Genomic DNA, 21,770 nt, shown 5'->3' with positions numbered 1-21,770 from the left:
CCCCGAGGGGACATGTCACCGGCAGTGTTCTTGTCGGTCAGAGACGATCGGCAGGACTCAGGGTGCGGGGCACGCCGGGCTGGTCAGCTGCGCGAGCGAGACGATGCCGCACGCGTTGTCCTTGGAGAGCTTCCAGACGCCGTCCTCGGGGACGAACTGGAAGGTGCCGGGGTTGGCCTGGCCGTTGAGCGTGATCGTGATGCCCGCGTTGAGGACGCCGGTGCCGAGATCGTCGATGCTGGTGATCTCGATCTGCGCGTTGTTGGCGACGGCAGCGGCGGCGACCTGGTTGATCAGTTCGGGATCCTCGGATGCACCCTGGATCAGGGCGGCCTTCTCCTCGACCGGAACGTTGGGGTCGAGCCCGCGTACGAGCTGAGCGTTGAGGTCCTCCACGGTCGGCACCGGCGGGTACGCACCGGCGTCCTCAACGCGGGCATCACGATCACGCTCAACGGCCAGGCCAACCCCGGCACCTTCCAGTTCGTCCCCGAGGACGGCGTCTGGAAGCTCTCCAAGGACAACGCGTGCGGCATCGTCTCGCTCGCGCAGCTGACCAGCCCGGCGTGCCCCGCACTCTGAGTCACGTCTCGATCGTTCTGTGACTCGTCGGTCGTCTGGAATGGGGTCGTCTCGGACCTGGTCCACTATGTCAGCTCGACACGCCCGAGTCACAACGCGATCGGCATACCTGTGAAACCTCACAGAGTTTCCTCAGCGACGCCACAGCTCACTTCAGGCTGTCGAGAACGTCGGCAACGACCAGGTTGTCGTCCGATTCGGCGAAGGTGCGCGCGATTCCCGGCCCGCTGGTTCGCGTCTCGAATCGCACGGTCACCACCGAGTGACCGGCCCCCTGCACCCAGCCGTGACCGAAGTCGGGATGCCGGACGTCCATGCCCGGTTGCCACCGCGGACCGTCCGGGACGACGACATCCGCGGCGGCCTCGATCGGTGCGGGCGACTCCTCGGTCGCATCCGCGGCAGGCTCGTACTCCAGCTCGGGAAACAGCGAACCCTGTCGCACGGCCGACAGCCCGGCCAGCCCGACGCCGACGAGCCTGATCGGACCGACGTCGACCGGATCGACGGCAAGTCGCTGCGCCGTGGCCACGATGGTCTGCTTGTCCACCGTCGCGTACGGCAACGTTGCCGATCGGGTGATGATGCTCATGTCGGACTTGCGCAGTTTCAGTACCACCGTCCTGGCACCCCGACCGTCCTTCAGCAACCGGCGATGCGTCGAATCGACGATGGACTCGATGGCCGGGCGGAGCTGAGCGAGAGAGATCAGGTCCTGTGCGAACGTCGTCTCGGCGCTGACCTGTTTGGCCTCGGCCCGCTCGGCCACGACGCGATTGTCGATTCCGCGTGCGAGCTGATGCAGGCTCGGCCCCATCGTGGCCCCGAGAATCGACGCCACCTCGGACTCCGGGGTGGCCACGAACTTGCCGATGGTGTCGATCCCCAAGCGTCGCAAGCGCTCTCCGGCCACCGGTCCGATCCCCCACAATTTCCGAACCGGCAGAGCCGCCATCAACTCGGCCTGGATTCCCGGAGCGACGACGGTGATGCCGTCGGGTTTGGCCAGTCCCGACGCGATCTTGGCAATCTGCTTTCCGGATCCGGCACCGATCGAGGCGACCAGTCCGGTCTCGGCGAGTATCAGTGCGCGCAGGCCCGCGCAGAACTGCTCGACCTCGTGAACCGTCGCACCGGCGAGTTCGAGCGGCTCACCGAACGCCTCGTCGATCGAGAGTTGTTCGAGAACGGGCATGGGTCCGCGTAGTGCCTCGAAAGCGCGTCGGCTGAGCTCGGAGTAGAGAACGAACCGCGGTGGCAACACCACGGCCCCGGCTCCGACGAGTCGGCGAGCCTGATGCATCGGCATGGCCGAACGCGCCCCGAAGGCACGCGCCTGGTAGCTGCAACCGGCCACCACTCCCCGCCCACCCGCGCCGCCGACGAGGACCGGGCGGCCCCGCAACGTGGGGCGAGTGAGCTGTTCGGCGGATGCGAAGAACGCGTCCATGTCCAGGTGCAGCACCCATCGGCGACTCCGCAGAGTGTCGTCGGCGATGTTCGACATGGTCAGCCGAGATCGACGGTGAAGCCGAGCGCCTGCGCCGCACGGTCGGGTATCGGACCCGACCACGGCTCGGTGGGCACGACGACCGATCCGTCGACGTCGATCATGACGACTTGGTGATCGCTGCCCGCACTCCCTCACCGAGATCGCTGCCGTCGTCCCCGACGCGTCCGTCGACGAGCGAGAGTGCGAGCACCTCACCGGCGATGAGATCGCGGTGCGTGTCGAGCCACGCCTGCCGATGTTCGGGGACCTCGATGACGATGTCGATGCGGTCCGAGACGTCGAAGCCGTGATTGCGACGCGCATCCTGCAGTTCACGGATGCGGTCCTTGGCCCAGCCCTCCGCTTCGAGCTCCTCGGTGACGGCGGAATCGAGCACGACCAGTCCGGCGTTTCCGGGCAACGGTGCCGTCGATTCGGGCTCGGCGGCAACGAGCCTGCGGGTGAATTCCTCCGGCAGCAGAGCAATTCCTGCTGCGCTCACCACACCGTCCGCGTCCTCGGACCAATCGCCTGCCTTCACGGCCTTGATGACGGTCTGGACGTCCTTGCCGATCCGCGGGCCCGCAGCACGCGCATTGACGACGAGCTCGAACTTTCCGTGTACCGCAACGTCTTCGGTGAGATCGACCTTCTTGACGTTGACCTCGTCGGCGATGATGTCGACGAACGGACGCAGCCGCTCCGCATCGGCGGCCGCGACGGTCACCTCGGGCAGCGGCAACCGCACGCGCAGGTTCTGTGCCTTGCGCAGACCCAGAACCGTCGAGCACACGGTGCGGACCTCGTCCATGCTCTCGACGAGTTCGGGATCCGACGGCAGTTCGTCGGCCTCGGGCCAGTCGGTCAGGTGCACCGAGCGGCCACCGGTCAAGCCCCGCCACACCACTTCGCTGATCAGGGGCAGCAGCGGGGCGGCGATGCGCGTGAGCACCTCGAGCACGGTGTGCAGGGTGTCGATCGCGTCGGCGTCCTCGCTCCAGAACCGCGAACGCGACCGTCGCACATACCAATTGGTCAACGCATCGCAGAACGTGCGCAGCTCGTCGCAGGCACCGGCGATGTCGTTGCCCTCGAGCGCATCGGTGATCGCGTCGCGGGTGGCCGACAGCTTGGCCAGAACGTAACGATCGAGCACGTGCGGCGAATCGGTTCGCCACTGCCCGGGCTTCGAGGCGTAGAGCTGAAGGAAGCTCCACGCATTCCAGATCGGCAGTAACGCCTGGCGGACGCCCTCGCGGATGCCTTGCTCGGTGACGATGAGGTTGCCGCCGCGCAGGATCGGTGAGGACATCAGGAACCACCGCATGGCGTCGGAGCCGTCGCGGTCGAAGACCTCCTTGACGTCCGGGTAGTTGCCCTTGGACTTGCTCATCTTCAGGCCGTCGTCACCGAGCACGATGCCGTGTGCAGCAACAGTTTTGAACGCCGGTCGATCGAAGAGGGCCGTGGCCAGCACATGCAACGTGTAGAACCAGCCGCGTGTCTGCCCGTTGTACTCGACGATGAAATCGCCCGGGTTGTGCGTGGAGAACCACTCCTCGTTCTCGAACGGGAAGTGCACCTGCGCATACGGCATCGAGCCGGACTCGAACCAGCAGTCCAACACCTCGGGAACGCGGCGCATCGTGGACTCACCCGTCGGGTCGTCCGGGTTGGGACGCGTCAGATCGTCGATGTAGGGCCGGTGCAGATCGGTCGGCCGCACACCGAAGTCATGCTCGAGCTCGTCCAGGCTGCCGTACACATCCAGCCGTGGGTACGCCGGGTCGTCGGAAGTCCACGCCGGAATCGGACTGCCCCAGTACCGGTTTCGGCTGATGTTCCAGTCGCGTGCACCTTCGAGCCACTTGCCGAACTGGCCGTCCTTGATGTGCTCGGGAACCCAGGTGATCTCCTGGTTCAGCTCGACCATCCGATCACGGAACTTGGTGACTGCGACGAACCACGACGGCACCGCCATGTAGATCAGTGGCTGACCACTGCGCCAGCTGTGTGGGTACGAGTGCTCGATGGTCTCGTGCCGCAGCAACCGACCCGACGCCTTGAGGTCCTTGATGATCACCGGATTGGCGTCGAACACCATCAGGCCCTCGTACGGCGGCACCAGCGAGGTGAACTTGCCGCCTGCGTCGAGCGGTTGCACCACCTCGATGCCGTTCGCGGTGGCGACGTCCATGTCCTCCTCGCCGAAAGCCGGTGCGAGGTGGACGATTCCGGTGCCCGAATCGGTGGTGACGTAGTCGGCCTGCAGCACGCGGTGCGAGTTCTCGTGGCCGAGGAAGAAATCGTACGGCGGTGCGTACGCAAGTCCGACCAACTCGGTACCGGTGTGCTCCGAGAGCACCTCCGGCTCCTCCCCCAGTTCCTTCGCGTAGTGCGAAAGACGCGCAGCGGCAAGCACGTAACGCTCACCGTCGGTGCCTCGCACCTGCACGTACTGCACCTCGGGATGCACCGCGATCGCCAGGTTCGACGGCAGGGTCCACGGCGTGGTGGTCCAGATCAACGCGTTCGCGCCGTCCAGGTCCGAGCCGGGAGCCGTCAACGGCATCGTGACGGTGACCGCAGGATCCTGACGCATCTTGTACGCGTCGTCGAGGCGGGTCTCCTGGTTGGACAGGGGTGTCTGCTCGTACCAGCTGTACGGCAGAACTCGGTAGCCCTGGTAGATCAGGCCCTTGTCGTGCAGCGTCTTGAACGCCCACATGACGGACTCCATGAAGTCGACGTCGAGGGTCTTGTAGTCGTTGTCGAAGTCGACCCACCTCGCCTGCCGGGTGACGTAGTCCCGCCACTCGTCGGTGTACTGCAGTACCGACTGCTTGCAGTAGGCGTTGAACTTCGCCAGGCCCATCTCGTCGATCTCGGACTTGTCCTTGATACCGAGCTGCTTCTCCGCTTCCAACTCTGCGGGCAGACCGTGGCAGTCCCAGCCGAAGCGGCGCTCGACCTTCTTGCCCCGCATCGTCTGGAATCGCGGGACGAGGTCCTTGACGTAGCCGGTGAGGAGGTGGCCGTAGTGCGGCAGACCGTTCGCGAAGGGAGGGCCGTCGTAGAAGACGAATTCCTCGGCACCCGCTCGATTGTCGATGCTGGCTCGGAAGGTGCCGTCCTCGGCCCACTCGTGCAGCACGATGCGTTCGAGATCGGGGAACGGGACACTGCCCGATCGGCCCTCGGCCAGATCGACCAGCGGGTAGGACGCATTCTTCGGACGTGCGCTCGCATCTGCCATATCTGTCTCCTCCGTGCCGGACGCGTACTGGACGCGACACCTGTTGGCACGGGGACGACATTCGACGATCGGGACGTCGGATACCGCGGTACCACCCCGCTTGCTCGGCTCCGACGACACTGTCGCCGGAGCAAGCCTCTCCACGTGAGCTGTGACGGGCTCACCCGTTCGGTTCTACTGGACGTCGATTCGAGGTGGTTGCCCATCGAACCGAGTCGTTCTTCCGAAAGCTCCCCGGTGATAGCCGGATCGACGCCTGAAACAACTGGGGAAATCAGCACATATTACTTGTCGGGTTCCGGCGGTGGTCGTTTGCCCGTCAGTGCACCGACAAGTAGCAGAACTGCTCCCACGATACACACGACGATGCAGGCCCACGCCCACACGACCGACCCCGTCATCAACGCAAGAATTAGAAAGCCGAAGCCGATAGCCGCTGCGCCGAGAGTCAGGACCAGCACGTGATTCCTCGCTCACCGTTCGACGCGACGTCAGGATGCGATGCTGCCGTGTTCGGCAGCATCGACACGAACTCCTGCGTCAGTTGCCCTTGGCGTACGACTGGCTGTACCCCGACGACTGGCTGTCCTGGTTGAAGTTGTCCTGCCCGTTGTCCACCGGCAGCGCCGAGGAACGGTTCTCGAGCTCTTCGAGCTGCGATTCCAGGTAGGACTTGAGCCGCACGCGGTACTCGCGCTCGAACGTCTTGAGCTGCTCGATGCGACCTTCGAGGACCGAACGCTGCTGGTTGATCGTCGCCATGATCTCGGTGTGCTTGCGCTCGGCATCGGCCTGCAGTGCGTCGGCCTTCTCCTTGGCCTGACGCAGCTGGGTCTCGGAGCGCGTCTGTGCGTCGGACAGCAGCGACTCGGACTTCTGCCGAGCCTCGGACATCATCGACTCCGAACGCGTGCGGGCATCCGAGACCAAACGCTCGGCGTTGGTGCGCGCGTTGCCGAGCAGCTGCTCGGACTCCGACTTGGCATCACCGGTGAGACGATCGGCCATCTCCTGAGCGAGGCCCAGAATCTTGGCGGCCTGCATGTTGGAGTCGCCGCTCTGCTGCGGGGCCGCCGCAACGGGTGCGACCGGAGCGGGCTGGGCCGCGACGGGCGGTGGCTTGGGGGGATCCACCGGGCGCTGTGGCTCGGCCTTCGGTGCCGCGACCTGAGCCGCCTGCGGGCTCTGCCGCGAAGCGTTCTTGGCGTCCGCAAGCTCCTGGTCGAGCTCACCGACCCGCTGGCGGAGGTCGGCGTTCTCTTCGATCAGTCGCGACAACTCTTGCTCGACGAGGTCGAGAAAAGCGTCGACCTCGTCTTCGTTGTAACCACGCTTACCGATGGGCGGCTTGCTGAACGCGACATTGTGCACATCAGCTGGAGTCAGCGGCATGGAAGGATCCCTTCACGCGTCTTGGGGCGGTAGAGCAAGCATTCAGTTATATGCCATTCCGCGCGAGTGCAGAACAATCAAACTGTAACTGGCGTCCATTCTGTCACACAGGACACGCAGCATGCGCTGGGTCCCGCGTTCTAACATTTCGTCTGCGATCTCAGGCCGCGAGACCGCTGGTCACATTCCACGCGATGAAGACGACGAACAGCAGGACCATGATGGACAGGTCCAGTCGCACTCCGCCGAGGTTGAGCGGCGGAATTATCCTGCGGAGGAACTTCACCGGCGGGTCGGTGACCGTGAAGATCGCCTCGAGCACGATGACGACCAACCCGGTCGGTTGCCAATCTCTCGCGAAAGTTCTGATGAACTCGACGATGATTCGACCGATGAGAAGGAGCCAAAAAAGAAACAATACGATGTTGATCACCGTGAACACGATCACGGCTATACTCTGCCTGAATTCGACGGGCTGAGCAAAGCGCGCTGGTCACAGCCCTGCACTACCGCCCCGAACAGCGAATCTCTCACTGCTGACTGTAGAAGCCGGTCTCGGCGATCCGCCTGCGCTCCTGCGGCGAGACGTCGACGTCGGCCGGCGAGAGCAGGAATACCTTGGTCGCCACCTTGTCGAAGGAACCGCGCAGCGCGAAGGCGAGCCCGGCCGCGAAATCGACCAGGCGCTTGGCGTCGGCGTTGCTCATCTCGACCAGGTCCATGATGACCGGAGTGCCGTCGCGGAAACGCTCACCAATGGTGCGCGCCTCGCTGTAGTCACGCGGTCGCAGCGTGGTGATCTTCGAGAGCGGGCCGCCGTCGTCCGCGATAGGGCTGCGTCGCGTCTCCGCACGCACGTCCATCCGAGTGTCCATGGCCAACGCTCCCCTGGTTGCTGCACCTCGCGTGGTCGGTGCCGCGCCACGTCCTCGTCCGCCGATCGGGGCCAGCGTCGCCGGACGCGGGGCCTCGTAGTCGTCGTAGTCGTCCTCGACCTGCGCGTGCCGAGATCCACCGAACGACGGCTTCACGAATTCACGCTCATCCATGTCGTCGTAGGTGTCACGACCACCACGGGAACTGCGTCGCGTGTCCGGATCGTCGAGGTAGTCGTCCTCGTAGTCGGCGAGCGGAACCATGCCGAAGTACGCCTTGAACTTGTGCAGGGTGCTCATCGTTCTGCCTTCCGTGGCGGTGTGTCTACTGTCCATCTCCAGGTTCGCAAGTGTCTGTTGTGACTGATGTGATCCATGGACTGTTATTGCGAGGTTATCGGCCGCGCGCCGAGTATTGCGGTACCGACACGCACGCACGTCGATCCGTGCCGCACAGCAGCTTCCAGGTCTCCGGTCATGCCTGCGGACAGCTCGAGCGCTTCGGGATGATCGGCCGTCAGCCGACGGTGCAGGCTCTCGAGATCGGCGAATGCGGCGTCCGGATCGGCACCGAGCGGTGGCACCGCCATCAACCCCGCCAAACGCAACCCGGACGCGTTCGACACCGCGTCGGCAAGCTCGTGGAGTTCGTCGCGTTCGACGCCGCCGCGGTGCACATCCCCGTCGAGACTGACCTGAACGATCACGTCGAGTTCGGTCCGACGCACACCCTCGTCCAATGCCGCCGTCGTCGCCTTGGACAGTGCGGCCACCAACCGCGCACTGTCGACGGAATGAATGGCGTGCGCCCACGCGGCAACCGACTTCGCCTTGTTTCGCTGCAGGTGTCCGATCATGTGCCAGCGAGGCGGATCGCCGACGAAATCTTCGGCCGTCTCGGCGACCTTGGGCGACGCGTCCTGCTCTCGGGACTCGCCGAAGTCGCGGCACCCCAGTTCGTAGAGAACCCGCACGTCCGAGGCGGGGAAGAACTTGGTCACCGGCAGCAGAGCCACGTCGGCGGGCGACCGGCCCGCATCGACACAGGCGCGGTGCAACCGCTCGCGCACCGACGTCAACGCCGTCTCGATCTCCTGCGCCCGGTCGGTGCCCGACGCGCTGCCGGTGGGTTCGCTCATGACAACCTCTTCTGCCGGTTCACCGGTCTGCCGTTTCGGCCCGATCACCGGGGGATGTGCTGTCCATCCAGACGACACTGGCGATTCGGCCGGTCGATCCTTCACGACGGTGACTGAACAAGGCCCGGTCCTCGATGGTGCACCGCGGATCCTGAGCGACACCGGACACTCCCGCGGCGAGCAGCTGAGCGCGGATACCGGCGGGAATGTCCAGCCCCGGCGTGTTGCGGACCGTGGTCGTCGCGCTGCCGGGGAGATGCTTGTCGACGTCCGCTCGCATGGAGGCGGGCACCTCGTACTGTCGGCCGCTCGCCGCCGGACCGAGAAATGCGCCGATCCGCGCCGGAACCGCCCCGAGCTCGACCATGGCGGCCAACACCCGGGGAACGATGCCGATGCGGGCACCGACCCGTCCTGCATGCACCGCTGCGATCACGCCTGCCTCCTCGTCGGAGAGCAGGACCGGCACGCAATCGGCAGTCAACACCACCAGACCGAGATCACGTTGCGTCGTCACCAACGCATCGGTCATCGGCACCGGCTCGGACACCGGACCGTCCACCACGGTGACGGTGCGTCCGTGGACCTGCTCCATGAACACGAGCCGTTCGAGTCCCATACCCAGTCGATCGCCGAGGCGTCGACGGTTGGCTTCCACCGAAGCGGGGTCGTCACCTACGTGATCGCCCAGATTGAACGTGTCGAACGGCGGTGCCGAGACGCCGCCCGCCCGCGTCGTCGAGACGCGTCGGACACGAAACGGACCGGCGGAAGCGGTGTCACTCACCGCCGCATGAAGGACGGCACATCGACTTCGTCTTCGCCCTCGTCCTCGGCGATCGGAACGCGACGGCCGGAACCGACGGACTCGCGGCCCTGTCCGGACGAGTCCCGGCCCTGGCCGGACGAGTCGCGACCGTAACCGGCTGCGGATTCGCGGCTCGACGATTCGCGGTTGGACGAGCTCGACGAGTTCAGCGGCGGCAGACTGCTACCACTCGGTGCGCCGACCGGGTCGCGGAACACAGCACCGTCGGAACTGTCGGTCGATTTGGAGGACACCTCGCCCGAGCGAGCCGATCCGATCGGGCCGCGGGTGGAGGTGGCAGCTTCGACCGGACGCCGCGTCGGGGTTCCGCCGTCGAAGCCTGCGGCGATGACGGTCACGCGGACCTCGTCGCCGAGCGAGTCGTCGATGACGGTGCCGAAGATGATGTTGGCGTCGATGTGTGCAGCTTCCTGCACCAGCGAGGCGGCCTCGTTGATCTCGAACAGACCGAGGTCGGATCCACCGGCGATGGAGAGCAGCACTCCGCGTGCACCTTCCATCGAGGCTTCGAGCAGCGGCGAGTTGATCGCCGATTCGGCCGCCTTGATCGCGCGACCCTCACCACGTGAGGATCCGATACCCATCAGTGCACTGCCTGCGCCGGACATGACGCCCTTGACGTCGGCGAAGTCGACGTTGATCAGTCCGGGAGTGGTGATCAGGTCGGTGATGCCCTGGACACCGTTGAGCAGTACCTCGTCGGCGCTGCGGAACGCGTCCATGAGGCTGACGGCCGCATCGCCGAGCTGGAGCAGTCGATCGTTCGGGATGACGATGAGCGTGTCGCAGGACTCGCGGAGCTGCTGGATGCCGGTGTCGGCCTGTCCACCGCGCCGCTTGCCCTCGAAGGAGAACGGCCGGGTGACGACACCGACGGTCAGTGCGCCGAGCTTGCGAGCGATGTTGGCGACGACAGGAGCGCCACCGGTACCGGTGCCGCCGCCCTCGCCTGCGGTGACGAACACCATGTCGGCACCCTTGAGCACCTCTTCGATCTCGTCCTTGTGATCGTCTGCTGCGCGGCGGCCGACCTCGGGATCGGCACCTGCGCCGAGTCCGCGGGTCAGTTCGCGGCCGACGTCGAGCTTGACGTCTGCGTCACTCATCAGCAAGGCCTGAGCGTCGGTGTTGACCGCGATGAACTCGACTCCCTTGAGTCCCTGTTCGATCATGCGGTTGACCGCGTTCACGCCGCCGCCGCCGATGCCGACGACCTTGATTACGGCGAGGTAGTTGTGCGGGGGCGTCATGGGCTCTCGCCTTCCGTGGATTGTTGCCTGAAATGTGGAAAACCCTCAACCTAAACCACAGGCTTAGAGTTATGTCAAGTACTGAACTGGTCGAAACGCTATTCATCGCCGACGACTATCGCCATTAGGCGCGCCGACGCCACGCGAGAAATTCCGGTCCGCGCGTCGAAACTATTTGGTGGTGGGCAGATCCGGACTCGACACGTCGAAGATCTGACCGGGTTGGGACAGCAATGCGATCGCGACCGCGCCCTTGCGCTCGGAGTCGTCCTTGCTGCCCCACACGACGGTGCGCCCGTCGAGCAGCAGAATCGAGATGTCGGACAGCGTGCTCGCCCGCAGCTCGGCGGCCTGATCGCGCAGCAGCGGTGGCAACGTATCGAGAACCGCCAGTGCATCTTTCGTCACCGGATCACCGAACACCGGATTGTCGGTCACCAGACGTACTACCCCTGGCGGTGGCGGCGCGATCGCGAAATCGACGCCGGCGGAGTCCAGGAGATGGGTGCCGTCCGGAGAATCGAAGAACGCCACCGGAACTCGCTCCTCGACCGTCACCTGCACGGTGGACGGATACTGGCGTTGCACGCGGACCGTCGCCAGCGCCGGGATCGTTGCCACCCGCTGCGCCGCCCCCGCCGTGTCCACCCGAACCAGCGGAAGGCCGACGGGTACGTCCAGCCGATCGAGGATCTCCTGCTCGGACACCGACGATGCCCCCGCGACCGCGATGGTGCGAACGGACAACAGCGGCGTGAAGTACACCAGCGCAGCCGATCCCACCACGACGACCACCACGGCGAGCGCAATCAGCGCGGCTTTGCGACGCGACCGCTTCACTCGGGCGCGCTCTTCTTCCCGTGCCTGAGCGCGGGCTTGCTTGTCGGTGACCGCGGACGGCGAATCACCCTCTCGTGCAGCTGTTCCCGACCTCGAAGAACGGACTCGATCGGAGCGGCGGGTCACGTCGACGGCCGATCCTTCGGTACTCCGCGGCCGGTCGCAGCACCGAAATCGGTCTTCGAGCGAAGCGCATCGAGAATCGGCCCGCCGAGCATCGTCACGTCGCCGGCTCCCATGGTGATGACGACATCGCCGGGCACACTCAGGTGGGCGACCTGCTTGGCCACCAACGACAGATCCGGCTGATAGTTCACCGGCTTGGTCACCGAAGCGGCAACCAGCGCCCCCGTCACACCGGGCAACGGCTCCTCTCGCGCGCCGTAGACGTCGAGCACGACGATCTCGTCGGCCAACGACAACGCGGCACCGAACTCCTCGGCGAACGTCGCAGTCCGCGAGTACAGGTGCGGCTGAAACACCACCACCACCCGTCCCTGCTCGCCACCCGAACGATCCTGGCCTGCTACGAGGGCCTGCGCGGCCGTCAACACCGCACGCACCTCGGTCGGGTGGTGCGCGTAGTCGTCGAACACGCGGACGCCGTGCTCACGCCCGGTGAACTGAAAGCGTCGATGCACGCCGCCGAAACCGGTGAGCCCGGCCAGCAATTCCTCGACACCGGCACCGACCTGGCGCGCCGCGACGAACGCCGCCAGAGCGTTGAGTGCAGTGTGCCGGCCGGGGACGCCGAGCCGTACGGTGCGCGCCGCGTCCTCACCTGCGATCTGCAACTGCGCGACGCCACCGATGTCCTCGGGCTCCCACGCCAGCAACCGAACGGCCATGTCGACCGGCCCGGCGTCGACGTCCGAGGACCCGTATCCCAGCACTTTCACTCCGGGAAGGTTCCGCTCGACCACGCGTCGAGCGAGCGCCGCCGAACCCGGGTCGTCCATGCAGGCCACGAGCACACCGCCGGGACCGAGGAGCGCAGCGAAGTCGTCGAACACCTGAACGTAGGCGTCGGTGGTGCCGAAGTAGTCCAGATGATCGGCTTCGATGTTGGTCACGATGATGACGTTGGCCGTGTACTGCAGCAGCGAGCCGTCGCTCTCGTCCGCCTCGGCCACGAACACGTCGCCGCTGCCGTGATGGGCGTTGGTCCCGGCTTCGTTGAGCTCTCCTCCGACGGCGAACGACGGATCGAACCCGCAGTGCTGCAGGGCGACGACCAGCATCGAGGTCGTGGACGTCTTTCCGTGCGTACCCGAGACCAACAGCGTGCGGTATCCCTGCATGAGAGAAGACAGCACGGCCGGTCGCAGCACCACCGGGATTCCGCGTTCGCGAGCTTCGACGAGTTCGGGATTGGTCTGGGGAATCGCGGCGTGGGTCGTCACGACCACGGTGGGCCCGCCGTCGATCATGTCCAGGGCGCTGGCGTCGTGACCGATGCGGACCTGGGCGCCGCGTGCGCGCAGTGCGAGCACGCCGCGCGATTCCTTGGCATCCGAACCCGACACCTGTCCCCCGCGAGCGAGCAGGATCCGCGCGATGCCGGACATTCCGGCACCACCGATGCCCACCATGTGTACTCGTTCGAGCTCTGCCGGCAGATCCGACATCGCACCCTCAGTTGTCACGCGGACGTCTCCCTCGTTCTCTTCTCATGCGCGACGCCGCCCAGCTCAGCGCCGCGCCGCGTGCGCGGTATCGAGCACGATCTGCGCGACGGCAGCTGCTGCGTCCTTGTGCCCGGCACCGGCGGCGGCACGAGACATGGTGGCGATTCGTTCGGTGTCGGCCAGCAGCGCGACCACTGTCTCGCTCACGTACTGCTCGGTCAGTGTCGCATCGGCTACCAGGATGCCACCTCCGGCGTCGACCACGGGACGGGCGTTGAGTTCCTGCTCGCCGTTGCCGTGCGGCAGGGGCACGTAGACGGCGGGCAGACCGGTCGCGGAAACCTCGGCGACCGTCATGGCACCGGAGCGACAGATCGCGAGGTCCGCGGCCGCGTACGCCAGATCCATCCGGTCGATGTAGGCGCGCGCGACGTACGGCGCGGCCGGATTGCGCTGCTCGACATCGAGCGAGTTCTTCGGACCGTGGGCGTGCAGAACCGAGATTCCCGCATCGGCGAGAGCCGCCGAGGCTCCGGACACCGCGTCGTTGAGCGATCGGGCCCCCTGTGAGCCGCCGAACACCAGCAGCACCGGGCCGTTCTCGGGCAGGCCGAAGTGCGCGCGAGCCTCCGCGCGGACGGCAGCCCGGTCGAGTCCGGTGATGGTGGGACGCACGGGAATTCCGATCACGTCGGCGTCGGCAGCACCGCGCGCGGCGATCCCCGAGCCCGCGACCGCGGCGAGTACCCGCTCGGCCGAGCGGGCACCGACCTTGTTGGCGATACCCGCTCGTGCGTTGGCCTCGTGGATGACCACGGGAATTCGGCCACCACGGCCGAACAGTCGACCGCGGGCCGCGAGATAGGCCGGTAACGCGACATAGCCGCCGAATCCGACGAGCACGTCCGCCTCGACGGCCGCGAAGATCTCTCGGGTGCGGCGCACCGATCGCACGACGCGCAGCGGCAACTTGAGCAGGTCGACGGTGGGCTTACGAGGCAGCGGAACGGGCGGAATGAGCTCGAGTGCGTACCCGCGAGCCGGGACGAGAGTCGTCTCGAGGCCCCGGCTGCTGCCGAGGGCGGTGACGGTGACGGTGGGGTCGAGGACACGCAAGGCGTCGGCCACAGCGAGCGCAGGCTCGATGTGCCCGGCCGTTCCGCCCCCGGCAACCACTACGGAAATCGGTCGAGATGTCTGCTTCACCGTCGATATCCTCGCTCACCCGAGCGGACGGGAGGGCGACCGGGTTGTGGTTCCGGCCGCGGACGGTATGCCGATCGCGATCCTGCGGCGGGCTCTCGCCGGACCGGATCGCTTCGACGGGGGTTGCCGCGGGCGTTACCGCGGGGAGCGTCGCTCCGGTACGCAGCCGATGTGGGCGACATCGCGTCGGTCCGGGAACTGGAGACGCGCGTGCGGGCACGGCCGGGCTCGGCAGCCCGCGCTGTCCGTGCGTCACTGCCCTTGCCCTTACGGGACTCTAGGCGTTTGCGATCCTGCGCCGCCAGTGTGGGGCGAGTGGACTTCGAGCGCGCCATCGCGGCTCGCTTGGGCGAGAACACGGCGGGCAGCGGCAGCTTCAGAGCTCGCGCGATTCGGCCCTCCTGCCCTGCGTGCAGGGCCGCGATCGCCTCGGGTTCGTGGCGGGCGGCGCTCGCGATGATGCCGAACATCAGCAGCGTGATCGCGGTCGAGGTGCCACCGTAGGACACCAGGGGCAGCTGCAGACCGGTCACCGGCAGCAACCCGACGACGTAGCCGATGTTGATCATGGCCTGGCCGAACACCCAGCACGTGGCACCTGCGGTCAACAGCCGCAGGAACGGATCGACCGAACGCATGGCGATGCGCAGGCCGGTGTAGACGAAGAGGCCGAACAATCCGATGACTGCGAGGCAGCCGATCATTCCGAGTTCCTCGCCGATGATGGCGAAGATGAAGTCGTTGTGCGCGTTGGGCAGGTAGCTCCACTTCGCGCGGCTCTGCCCGAGCCCGCGACCGAACATTCCGCCGTCGGCGAGAGAGTATTTCGCCTGGGTGGACTGATATGACAGGCCCTGGGTGTCCTCACCCGGGTTGAGCCAGGCCTTGACGCGATTGGATCGGTAACCGGCGGTGAACGCGAGCACGGTCGCCAACGCCAGACCGGTCATCAGCACCGCACCGAACAGCCGAGCGTTGAGGCCGGCGAACCACAGCAGCGCCACCAGGATGATGCCCAGGGCGATGGCGGTACTGAGGTTCGGCTGCAGCACGACGAGCAGACACATCAGCAGACCTGCAGGCAACAGCGGCACCAGCAGCGATTTGATGTTGCCGTGCTCGCTGCGCCGCGAGGCCAACAGGTGTGCGCCCCACAGAACCAGCGCGACCTTGGCCAGCTCGGACGGCTGGAAGGACACGACGCCGAAGTCGAACCAGCGGCGCGCACCTTGGCGTTCGGCACCGATTCCGGGAATGAGCACCAACATCAACATGGTGATCGAAACCAGGAACAGCGGAAACGACAGCTTCCTGAGGTAGCGAACCGGCAGCCGGAGAGCGACGTAGAACGCCACGACTCCCAGCGCGACACCGATCAGCTGCTGGGTGAAGAGCGCGTACCCGGACTCATCGGCTGCGAAGGACTCGGCGGACGACGCCGACAGCACCATCACCAGGCCCAACACCGTGAGCAGTACCGCGATCGTGACGACGAGGTGGAAGGACGCGAGCGGTCGGCCGAACCACAGGCCGATTCGGGTGCGTGGAGCGGCGGTGCGGCGAGGTGGACGCGGCGGATGACCGGCGGCAGTCACGATCGCGACGATCCGATGTCGGTGGCCTCGAGGCGCTGGACCGACTCGGCGAAGCTGCGGCCGCGGTGGCCGTAGTCGGCGAACATGTCCAGTGACGCGGCGGCCGGGGCCAGCAGGACCGTATCCCCCGGCGCGGCGAGTTCGGCCGCATGGGCCACGACCGCCCGCATCACCGCATCAGCATCTTCAGCACCATGAGTCACACCAGCATCGTCTCCCGAAGGGAGCCTGACGACCGGAACATCGGGCGCGTGTCGCGCCAAAGCCTCTGCGATCTGCATCCCATCGCGCCCGAGAACGACCGCAGCCACGAGACGATCGGCGATCTCGACCACCAGATCGTCGATCACCGCACCCTTCAGCAACCCACCCGCGATCCACACGACGCGATCGTGCGCCGAGATCGAGGAGCGAGCGGCGTGCGGGTTGGTCGCCTTCGAGTCGTCGATGAACGTCACCCCGCCGAGCTCGCGCACCACCGCCGCACGATGCGGACCCACCCGATAGGTCTGCAGCCCCACCCGAACAGCGTCGGCCTCCACCCCGATCGAACGAGCCAGCGCGCCTGCCGCGAGCGCATCGAGAATGCCGGACGGGCCGCTCGGCTCCACGTCCTCCGCAGCGAGAAACTCGACGTTCGCACCGAAGGCGTCGTCCACGAGCATCCCTGCCCGCACTCCCAGCTCACCCGAGGCCGGCTCACCCAACCGAAACCCGACGACGGTGGCTGCGGGCGATCCGGCAGCGAGACTCGCCGCCCTCGAGTCGTCGAGACCGACCACCGCGACATCGCCACTCAACGCACGAGCCTTGGCCTGGACATATCCGTCCATACCGCCGTGCCAGTCGAGATGGTCCTCGGCGATGTTGAGCACCACCCCCGCCGCCGGACGCACCGACGGAGCCCAGAACAACTGGAACGACGACAACTCCACGGCGAGCACACTCGGATGCGGGGTACCGCGCAACGCGTCGGCGATGGGGAGTCCGATGTTGCCGCAGGCCACCGATGCGATGCCCGCGGCGTCGAGTATCGACGCCAGCATCGAGGTGGTGGTCGTCTTTCCGTTGGTGCCGGTGACCACCAGCCAGCGAGTTCGGGGTCCGTACAGCTCGGCCCGGTCCACGTGCCAGGACAACTCGACATCACCCCACACCGGAATGCCCTGCTCCGTGGCAGCGGCCAACACCGGAGAGTCGGGACGAAAGCCGGGGCTGGTGACGACCAGCGAAAACGCGGCGAGCGCCGCCGGATCGACGAGCAGGTCGTCCTGCAGCACCACGGCAGCACCGGAGTTCGACGCCTCGTCCAGCGCGGCACGATTCGAGTCGGTGACGGTGACGACGGCACCGAGATCGAGCAACGGTTGCACGACGGCCAGTCCCGAGATGCGGGCACCGGTGACCAGCACCGAACTGCCGCGCAACCAGGTCAGGTCGTTCCTAGCGTCGTGCGGAGATTCGTCCATGCCCTATCCGCCGACAGCAGCGAGATACTCGCTGTAGAACAGGGCGAGTCCGACGGCCGACGCGATGGCGGCCAGCAACCAGAACCGGATGATCACCGTCGTCTCGGCCCATCCGGCCAACTCGAAGTGATGATGGAACGGTGCCATGCGGAACACGCGTCGGCGACTGGATCGGAACACCGCGACCTGGATGACGACCGATGCGGCTTCGGCGACGAACAGCGCACCGATGACCACCATGATCAGTTCGGTCTTGGTCACCACCGACAGGCCCGCGATCAGACCGCCGAGGGCCAGGGATCCGGTGTCGCCCATGAAGATCTTGGCAGGCGCGGCGTTCCACCACAGGAAGCCGATGCAGGCTCCCGCTGCCGAAGCGCAGACCAGAGCCAGGTCGAGGGGATCTCGGACGTCGTAGCAGCCGGGGGCGGGCCCTGCGGGGCCTGCGCACGCCTGGCGGTACTGCCAGAAGGTGATGACGGTGTAGGCACCGAGCACCAGTGTCATCGACCCGGCTGCGAGGCCGTCCAGGCCGTCGGTGAGGTTGACCGAGTTGGACCATGCGATCACGAGCAGGCAGACGAAGAACACGAAGACCACCGCGGACATCGACCAGGTGGCGATGTCGCGCACGTACGACAGTTGGGTGCTGCCAGGAGTGAGCCCACTCTCGCTGCGGAACTGCAACACCAGGATCGCGAACAGCACGGCTGCCGTTATCTGACCGACGTACTTACCGGTGGCGTTCAGACCCAGGTTGCGCTGCTTGCGGATCTTGATGAAGTCGTCGAGAAAGCCGACGAGACCGAGCACCGTGGTCAGGCCGAGGACGAGCAGGGCCGAGGCCGACGGACCGTCTGCGTCGTAGCCGATACCGATCAGGTGCGAGCCCCAGTAGCCGGCCCAGATGCCGACCAGAATTGCGACGCCGCCCATTGTCGGTGTGCCCCGCTTGGACTGGTGACTCGCCGGGCCCTCCACTCGAATCTCCTGGCCGAAGCCCTGTTTCGAGAAGGTCTTGATCAGCACCGGGGTCAGGAGGATCGCGACCGCGAGCGCGATGCCTCCGGCGAAGAGGATCTGCCTCACTGCTCACCCTCCGCGGTGGCGCTCGACGCATCGGCCAGCAGGGCGTCTGCGACGGTCCACATCGCCCCGGACTGCGAGGCCTTCACCAGCACGATGTCGCCGGGACGCACTTCCTCGTGCAGTACTGCGATCGCCGTTTCACGGTCGGGCACCAGCATCGATTCCTCGCCCCACGAACCCTCCATGACGGCACCCTGGTGCAACGCCCGGGTGGGACGGCCGGAGTCGACGATGATCAGACGGTCGACATCGAGGCGGACGGCGAGGCGGCCGATCGCGTCGTGCTCGACCACCGAGTCCGAACCCAGCTCGCCCATCTCTCCCAGCACCGCCCAACTGCGGCGCTTCGGCCCGTCGTCGCGACGCGACATCGACACCAGTGCCTTGAGTGCGGCGCGCATCGAATCGGGGTTGGCGTTGTACGAGTCGTTGACGACGGTGACGCCGTCGGCGCGGGTGCGCACGTCCATCCGCCTGATCGACGTCGGTGCGGCGGCCCCGAGCGCCTCGGCAACCTGCGTCAGCGTTGCTCCGCACTCGAGGGCGACGGCCGCTGCCGCGAGGGCGTTGCCGACCTGATGCTCACCGTGCACCGCCAGGGTGATCGGTACCGAACCCGCTGCGCATTCGAGCGTGAACGACGCCCGGGCGTCGGTGTCGACCTGCACGTCGAGGGCTCTGATGTCGGCATCTGCGTTGCGCCCGACCGTGACGACGGCAGCCGTTGTACGCGTGACCATTTCGGCGACGAGGCGATCGTCGATGTTGAGGATCGCCACTCCCCCGTCGGCGGCACTCGGCAGCGCCTCGACGAGCTCGCCCTTCGCCAGCGCGATGGCCGCGCGCGAGCCGAACTCGCCCAGGTGCGCGGTTCCGACGTTCAGGACCACCCCGATCCGGGGCGGTGCGAGCGTGGCGAGTTCGGCGATGTGGCCGATTCCTCGGGCGGACAACTCCAGACAGAGGAAATCGGTGTCGGCATCCGCTCGCAGCGCCGTCCAAGGATGTCCCAATTCGTTGTTGAACGATCCGGGCGGTGCCACCACCGAGCCCAGAGGCTCGAGGACCGCAGAGATCAGGTCCTTGGTGGAGGACTTCCCGGAGGATCCCGTCACACCGACGACGGTCAGGCCGTGCTGGGCCGTCAACTCGAGCACCGAGGCCCGGGCCAGAGCGCCGAGCGCGGACAGCACTGCCGAACCGGAGCCGTCCGGGTCGTTCTCGAGTGCCATCGCGCGGCTCTCGTGCGGGACCGGACTGACGACCACGGCCGGTACGCCCACCGGACGCGCGGCCAGTACCAGCGCCGCACCTGCGGCAACCGCGGCGGCGGCATGGTCGTGACCGTCCACCTTCGCACCGGGTAGGGCGAGGAAGATGCTGCCGGGGGTGACCTTGCGGGAGTCGAACTCCACCGGTCCTGGCACCACGACCGACGGATCCGGCACATCGTGCACCGTGCCTCCGACGATCTCGGCGATGCGGTCGATCGAGAGGGGGATCACCGTACGCCCGCGCTCGTGCCGACCCGACGCGCATCGATGGCCGAGGCGAGTATCACTCGATCGTCGAACGGATGCTTCACACCCGCTACCTCTTGTCCGGTCTCGTGCCCTTTACCTGCGATCAACACAACATCCCCTTCGCGTGCCCACGCCACGGCCTGTTCGATCGCCGCCGCGCGGCCTGCCACGTTTCGTACTTCACCGCGGGCCTCGTCCGGCACCGACAATGCGCCGTCCTCGACGGCCTGCCGAATGATGGCCGGATCCTCGCTGCGCGGGTTGTCGTCGGTCACCACCAGGAGCTCTGCGCCGCGCGCTCCGGCGGCACCCATCAGCGGACGCTTCGCGGTGTCGCGGTCGCCACCTGCTCCGAGCACCACCGCGATTCGTCCGCGCGAGGATTCGCGCAACGTCGCCAGCACGGCCTCGACGGCGGCAGGCTTGTGCGCGTAATCGACCACCGCCAGGAAGTTCTGTCCACGGTCGATCCGCTGCACGCGGCCCGGCACGTCGACCGTCGCGACCCCGGTCACGGCCTTGCGCACGTCGGCCCCGGCCGCCGCGCAGGTCGCCAACGCCAGCACGGTGTTAGCGACGTTGTAGCGACCCGGCAACCGAACCGAGACCGGCAGCGACGCACCCTGCGGATCGGCGACCGTGAACGACTGGGTGCCGTCGTCGTGCTTGGCCCAATCCGAGACCGTCCACTGCGAATCGGCACCGGTCGACGCCGTCACCACGGCCGACCCGGCCGATCGAGCGATGTCCGCCATCCGCACGCCCCACGCGTCGTCGACACAGACGACGGCGGTTCCGGCACGAACCGCCGAGTCGGCTGCGAACAACCGACTCTTGGCCGAGAAGTAGTCCTCGAGAGAGTCGTGAAAATCGAGGTGATCCTGGGAGAGATTGGTGAACGCACCGATCGCGAAGCAGGTGCCGTCGACCCGGCCGAGGGACAACGCATGGGAGGACACCTCCATCACCACCGTGTCGACACCCTCTTCGACCATGACGGCGAAGAGCGCGTGCAGTTGCGGGGCCTCGGGCGTGGTGAGCGCGCTCGGTACATGCCGGCCCAGAACACGTGTCTCGATGGTGCCGATCAGACCGCATCGACGACCTGCAGCAGTCAGGCCGGCTTCGAGCAGATACGACGTCGTCGTCTTCCCCGAGGTACCGGTGATACCGATGACGGTCATCTTCGACGAGGGGTTGCCGTACACGAGAGCGGAGACAGCACCCAACACCTGGCGCGGACGCTCGTGCACCAGAACCGGAACCTGTCGACCCGTGCCTGCGAGCGCTCTCCGCACGATCTCGAGTCCGGCCGGATCGGTGAACACTGCCACGGCACCCCGCTCGACTGCGTCGGCGACGAACTCGGCACCGTGTCGAGACGATCCGGGCAGTGCGGCGAAGAGATCGCCGGGAAGAACGGACTGTGCACGCAGATCGATACCGCTCACGCTCACACCGGCGGGATCGGCCTCGCCGATCGTTGCACCGACCGCGGACGCCACCTCCCGTACTTCGGTGTGCGGTGGATGCGCCGGACGTGAACCCGGAGCCGGTTGTGAATCCGATGACACAGTCACTCCTGCTCCCTTCCTCTCTACTGCC

Annotated in this window: 18 protein-coding genes; all 18 read right to left on the bottom strand. The window is 66.6% G+C overall.

The features are described from left to right. Nucleotides 1-57: 57 nt before the first annotated feature. A complete protein-coding gene (locus CH256_RS13975) occupies nucleotides 58-405 on the bottom strand; it encodes a hypothetical protein (RefSeq protein WP_256989440.1) in 348 nt (115 codons plus the stop codon). Nucleotides 406-730: 325 nt separating this feature from the next. Continuing rightward, entirely contained in the window at nucleotides 731-2,089 is a 1,359-nt protein-coding gene (locus tag CH256_RS13970) for a DNA polymerase IV (protein ID WP_068051935.1), read from the bottom strand. A 103-nt stretch (nucleotides 2,090-2,192) separates the two neighbouring features. Further along, the gene (ileS, locus tag CH256_RS13965; RefSeq protein WP_094669896.1) at nucleotides 2,193-5,330 is read right to left on the bottom strand and encodes an isoleucine--tRNA ligase; all 3,138 of its coding nucleotides are present in this window, start codon (nucleotides 5,328-5,330) and stop codon (nucleotides 2,193-2,195) included. Between the two features lie 284 nt (nucleotides 5,331-5,614). Then, complete coding sequence (locus CH256_RS28095; protein WP_176460265.1) at nucleotides 5,615-5,791, bottom strand: hypothetical protein; 177 nt, start codon at nucleotides 5,789-5,791, stop codon at nucleotides 5,615-5,617. 79 nt (nucleotides 5,792-5,870) lie between these two features. Then, the gene (gene wag31 / locus CH256_RS13960) at nucleotides 5,871-6,722 is read right to left on the bottom strand and encodes a DivIVA-like cell division protein Wag31 (protein WP_094640120.1); all 852 of its coding nucleotides are present in this window, start codon (nucleotides 6,720-6,722) and stop codon (nucleotides 5,871-5,873) included. Between the two features lie 160 nt (nucleotides 6,723-6,882). After that, nucleotides 6,883-7,170, bottom strand: a complete 288-nt coding sequence (locus CH256_RS13955; protein WP_068051947.1) for a YggT family protein — start codon at nucleotides 7,168-7,170, stop codon at nucleotides 6,883-6,885. Between the two features lie 82 nt (nucleotides 7,171-7,252). After that, nucleotides 7,253-7,897, bottom strand: a complete 645-nt coding sequence (locus tag CH256_RS13950; protein ID WP_068051950.1) for a cell division protein SepF — start codon at nucleotides 7,895-7,897, stop codon at nucleotides 7,253-7,255. Between the two features lie 83 nt (nucleotides 7,898-7,980). Continuing rightward, nucleotides 7,981-8,736, bottom strand: a complete 756-nt coding sequence (locus CH256_RS13945) for a YggS family pyridoxal phosphate-dependent enzyme (protein WP_068051992.1) — start codon at nucleotides 8,734-8,736, stop codon at nucleotides 7,981-7,983. A 19-nt stretch (nucleotides 8,737-8,755) separates the two neighbouring features. After that, complete coding sequence (gene pgeF / locus CH256_RS13940; RefSeq protein ID WP_068051953.1) at nucleotides 8,756-9,523, bottom strand: peptidoglycan editing factor PgeF; 768 nt, start codon at nucleotides 9,521-9,523, stop codon at nucleotides 8,756-8,758. After that, nucleotides 9,520-10,815 (bottom strand): cell division protein FtsZ, encoded by a 1,296-nt coding sequence (gene ftsZ / locus CH256_RS13935; protein ID WP_068051956.1) that lies wholly within the window; start codon nucleotides 10,813-10,815, stop codon nucleotides 9,520-9,522. Before ftsZ ends, pgeF begins: the two co-directional genes overlap by 4 nt. A 171-nt stretch (nucleotides 10,816-10,986) precedes the next feature. Continuing rightward, entirely contained in the window at nucleotides 10,987-11,781 is a 795-nt protein-coding gene (locus tag CH256_RS13930; protein ID WP_094669870.1) for a cell division protein FtsQ/DivIB, read from the bottom strand. Beyond that, a complete protein-coding gene (murC, locus tag CH256_RS13925; RefSeq protein WP_094669869.1) occupies nucleotides 11,778-13,283 on the bottom strand; it encodes a UDP-N-acetylmuramate--L-alanine ligase in 1,506 nt (501 codons plus the stop codon). The genes CH256_RS13930 and murC overlap by 4 nt, the downstream gene beginning before the upstream one ends. 63 nt (nucleotides 13,284-13,346) lie before the next feature. Continuing rightward, nucleotides 13,347-14,489, bottom strand: coding sequence for an undecaprenyldiphospho-muramoylpentapeptide beta-N-acetylglucosaminyltransferase (gene murG, locus CH256_RS13920; protein WP_217901112.1), 1,143 nt, complete (start codon nucleotides 14,487-14,489; stop codon nucleotides 13,347-13,349). Next, nucleotides 14,486-16,084 (bottom strand): putative lipid II flippase FtsW, encoded by a 1,599-nt coding sequence (gene ftsW, locus CH256_RS13915; protein WP_068051961.1) that lies wholly within the window; start codon nucleotides 16,082-16,084, stop codon nucleotides 14,486-14,488. Before ftsW ends, murG begins: the two co-directional genes overlap by 4 nt. Continuing rightward, on the bottom strand, nucleotides 16,081-17,553 hold the full coding sequence (gene murD / locus CH256_RS13910; RefSeq protein ID WP_094669868.1) for a UDP-N-acetylmuramoyl-L-alanine--D-glutamate ligase: 1,473 nt from the start codon (nucleotides 17,551-17,553) through the stop codon (nucleotides 16,081-16,083). Before murD ends, ftsW begins: the two co-directional genes overlap by 4 nt. A gap of 3 nt (nucleotides 17,554-17,556) precedes the next feature. Further along, nucleotides 17,557-18,642 carry a phospho-N-acetylmuramoyl-pentapeptide-transferase gene (gene mraY / locus CH256_RS13905; protein WP_032394385.1) on the bottom strand — a complete coding sequence of 362 codons (1,086 nt, stop codon included), beginning with the start codon at nucleotides 18,640-18,642 and terminating at the stop codon, nucleotides 17,557-17,559. Further along, nucleotides 18,639-20,147, bottom strand: coding sequence for a UDP-N-acetylmuramoyl-tripeptide--D-alanyl-D-alanine ligase (locus tag CH256_RS13900; protein ID WP_094669867.1), 1,509 nt, complete (start codon nucleotides 20,145-20,147; stop codon nucleotides 18,639-18,641). Before CH256_RS13900 ends, mraY begins: the two co-directional genes overlap by 4 nt. Further along, the gene (locus CH256_RS13895) at nucleotides 20,144-21,745 is read right to left on the bottom strand and encodes a UDP-N-acetylmuramoyl-L-alanyl-D-glutamate--2,6-diaminopimelate ligase (RefSeq protein ID WP_094669866.1); all 1,602 of its coding nucleotides are present in this window, start codon (nucleotides 21,743-21,745) and stop codon (nucleotides 20,144-20,146) included. The genes CH256_RS13900 and CH256_RS13895 overlap by 4 nt, the downstream gene beginning before the upstream one ends. Nucleotides 21,746-21,770: the final 25 nt, after the last annotated feature.

This window comes from Rhodococcus sp. 05-2254-6, assembly GCF_002258565.1.
Lineage (GTDB): Bacteria > Actinomycetota > Actinomycetes > Mycobacteriales > Mycobacteriaceae > Rhodococcoides.
This window is presented reverse-complemented; position numbering and strand designations above follow the sequence as displayed.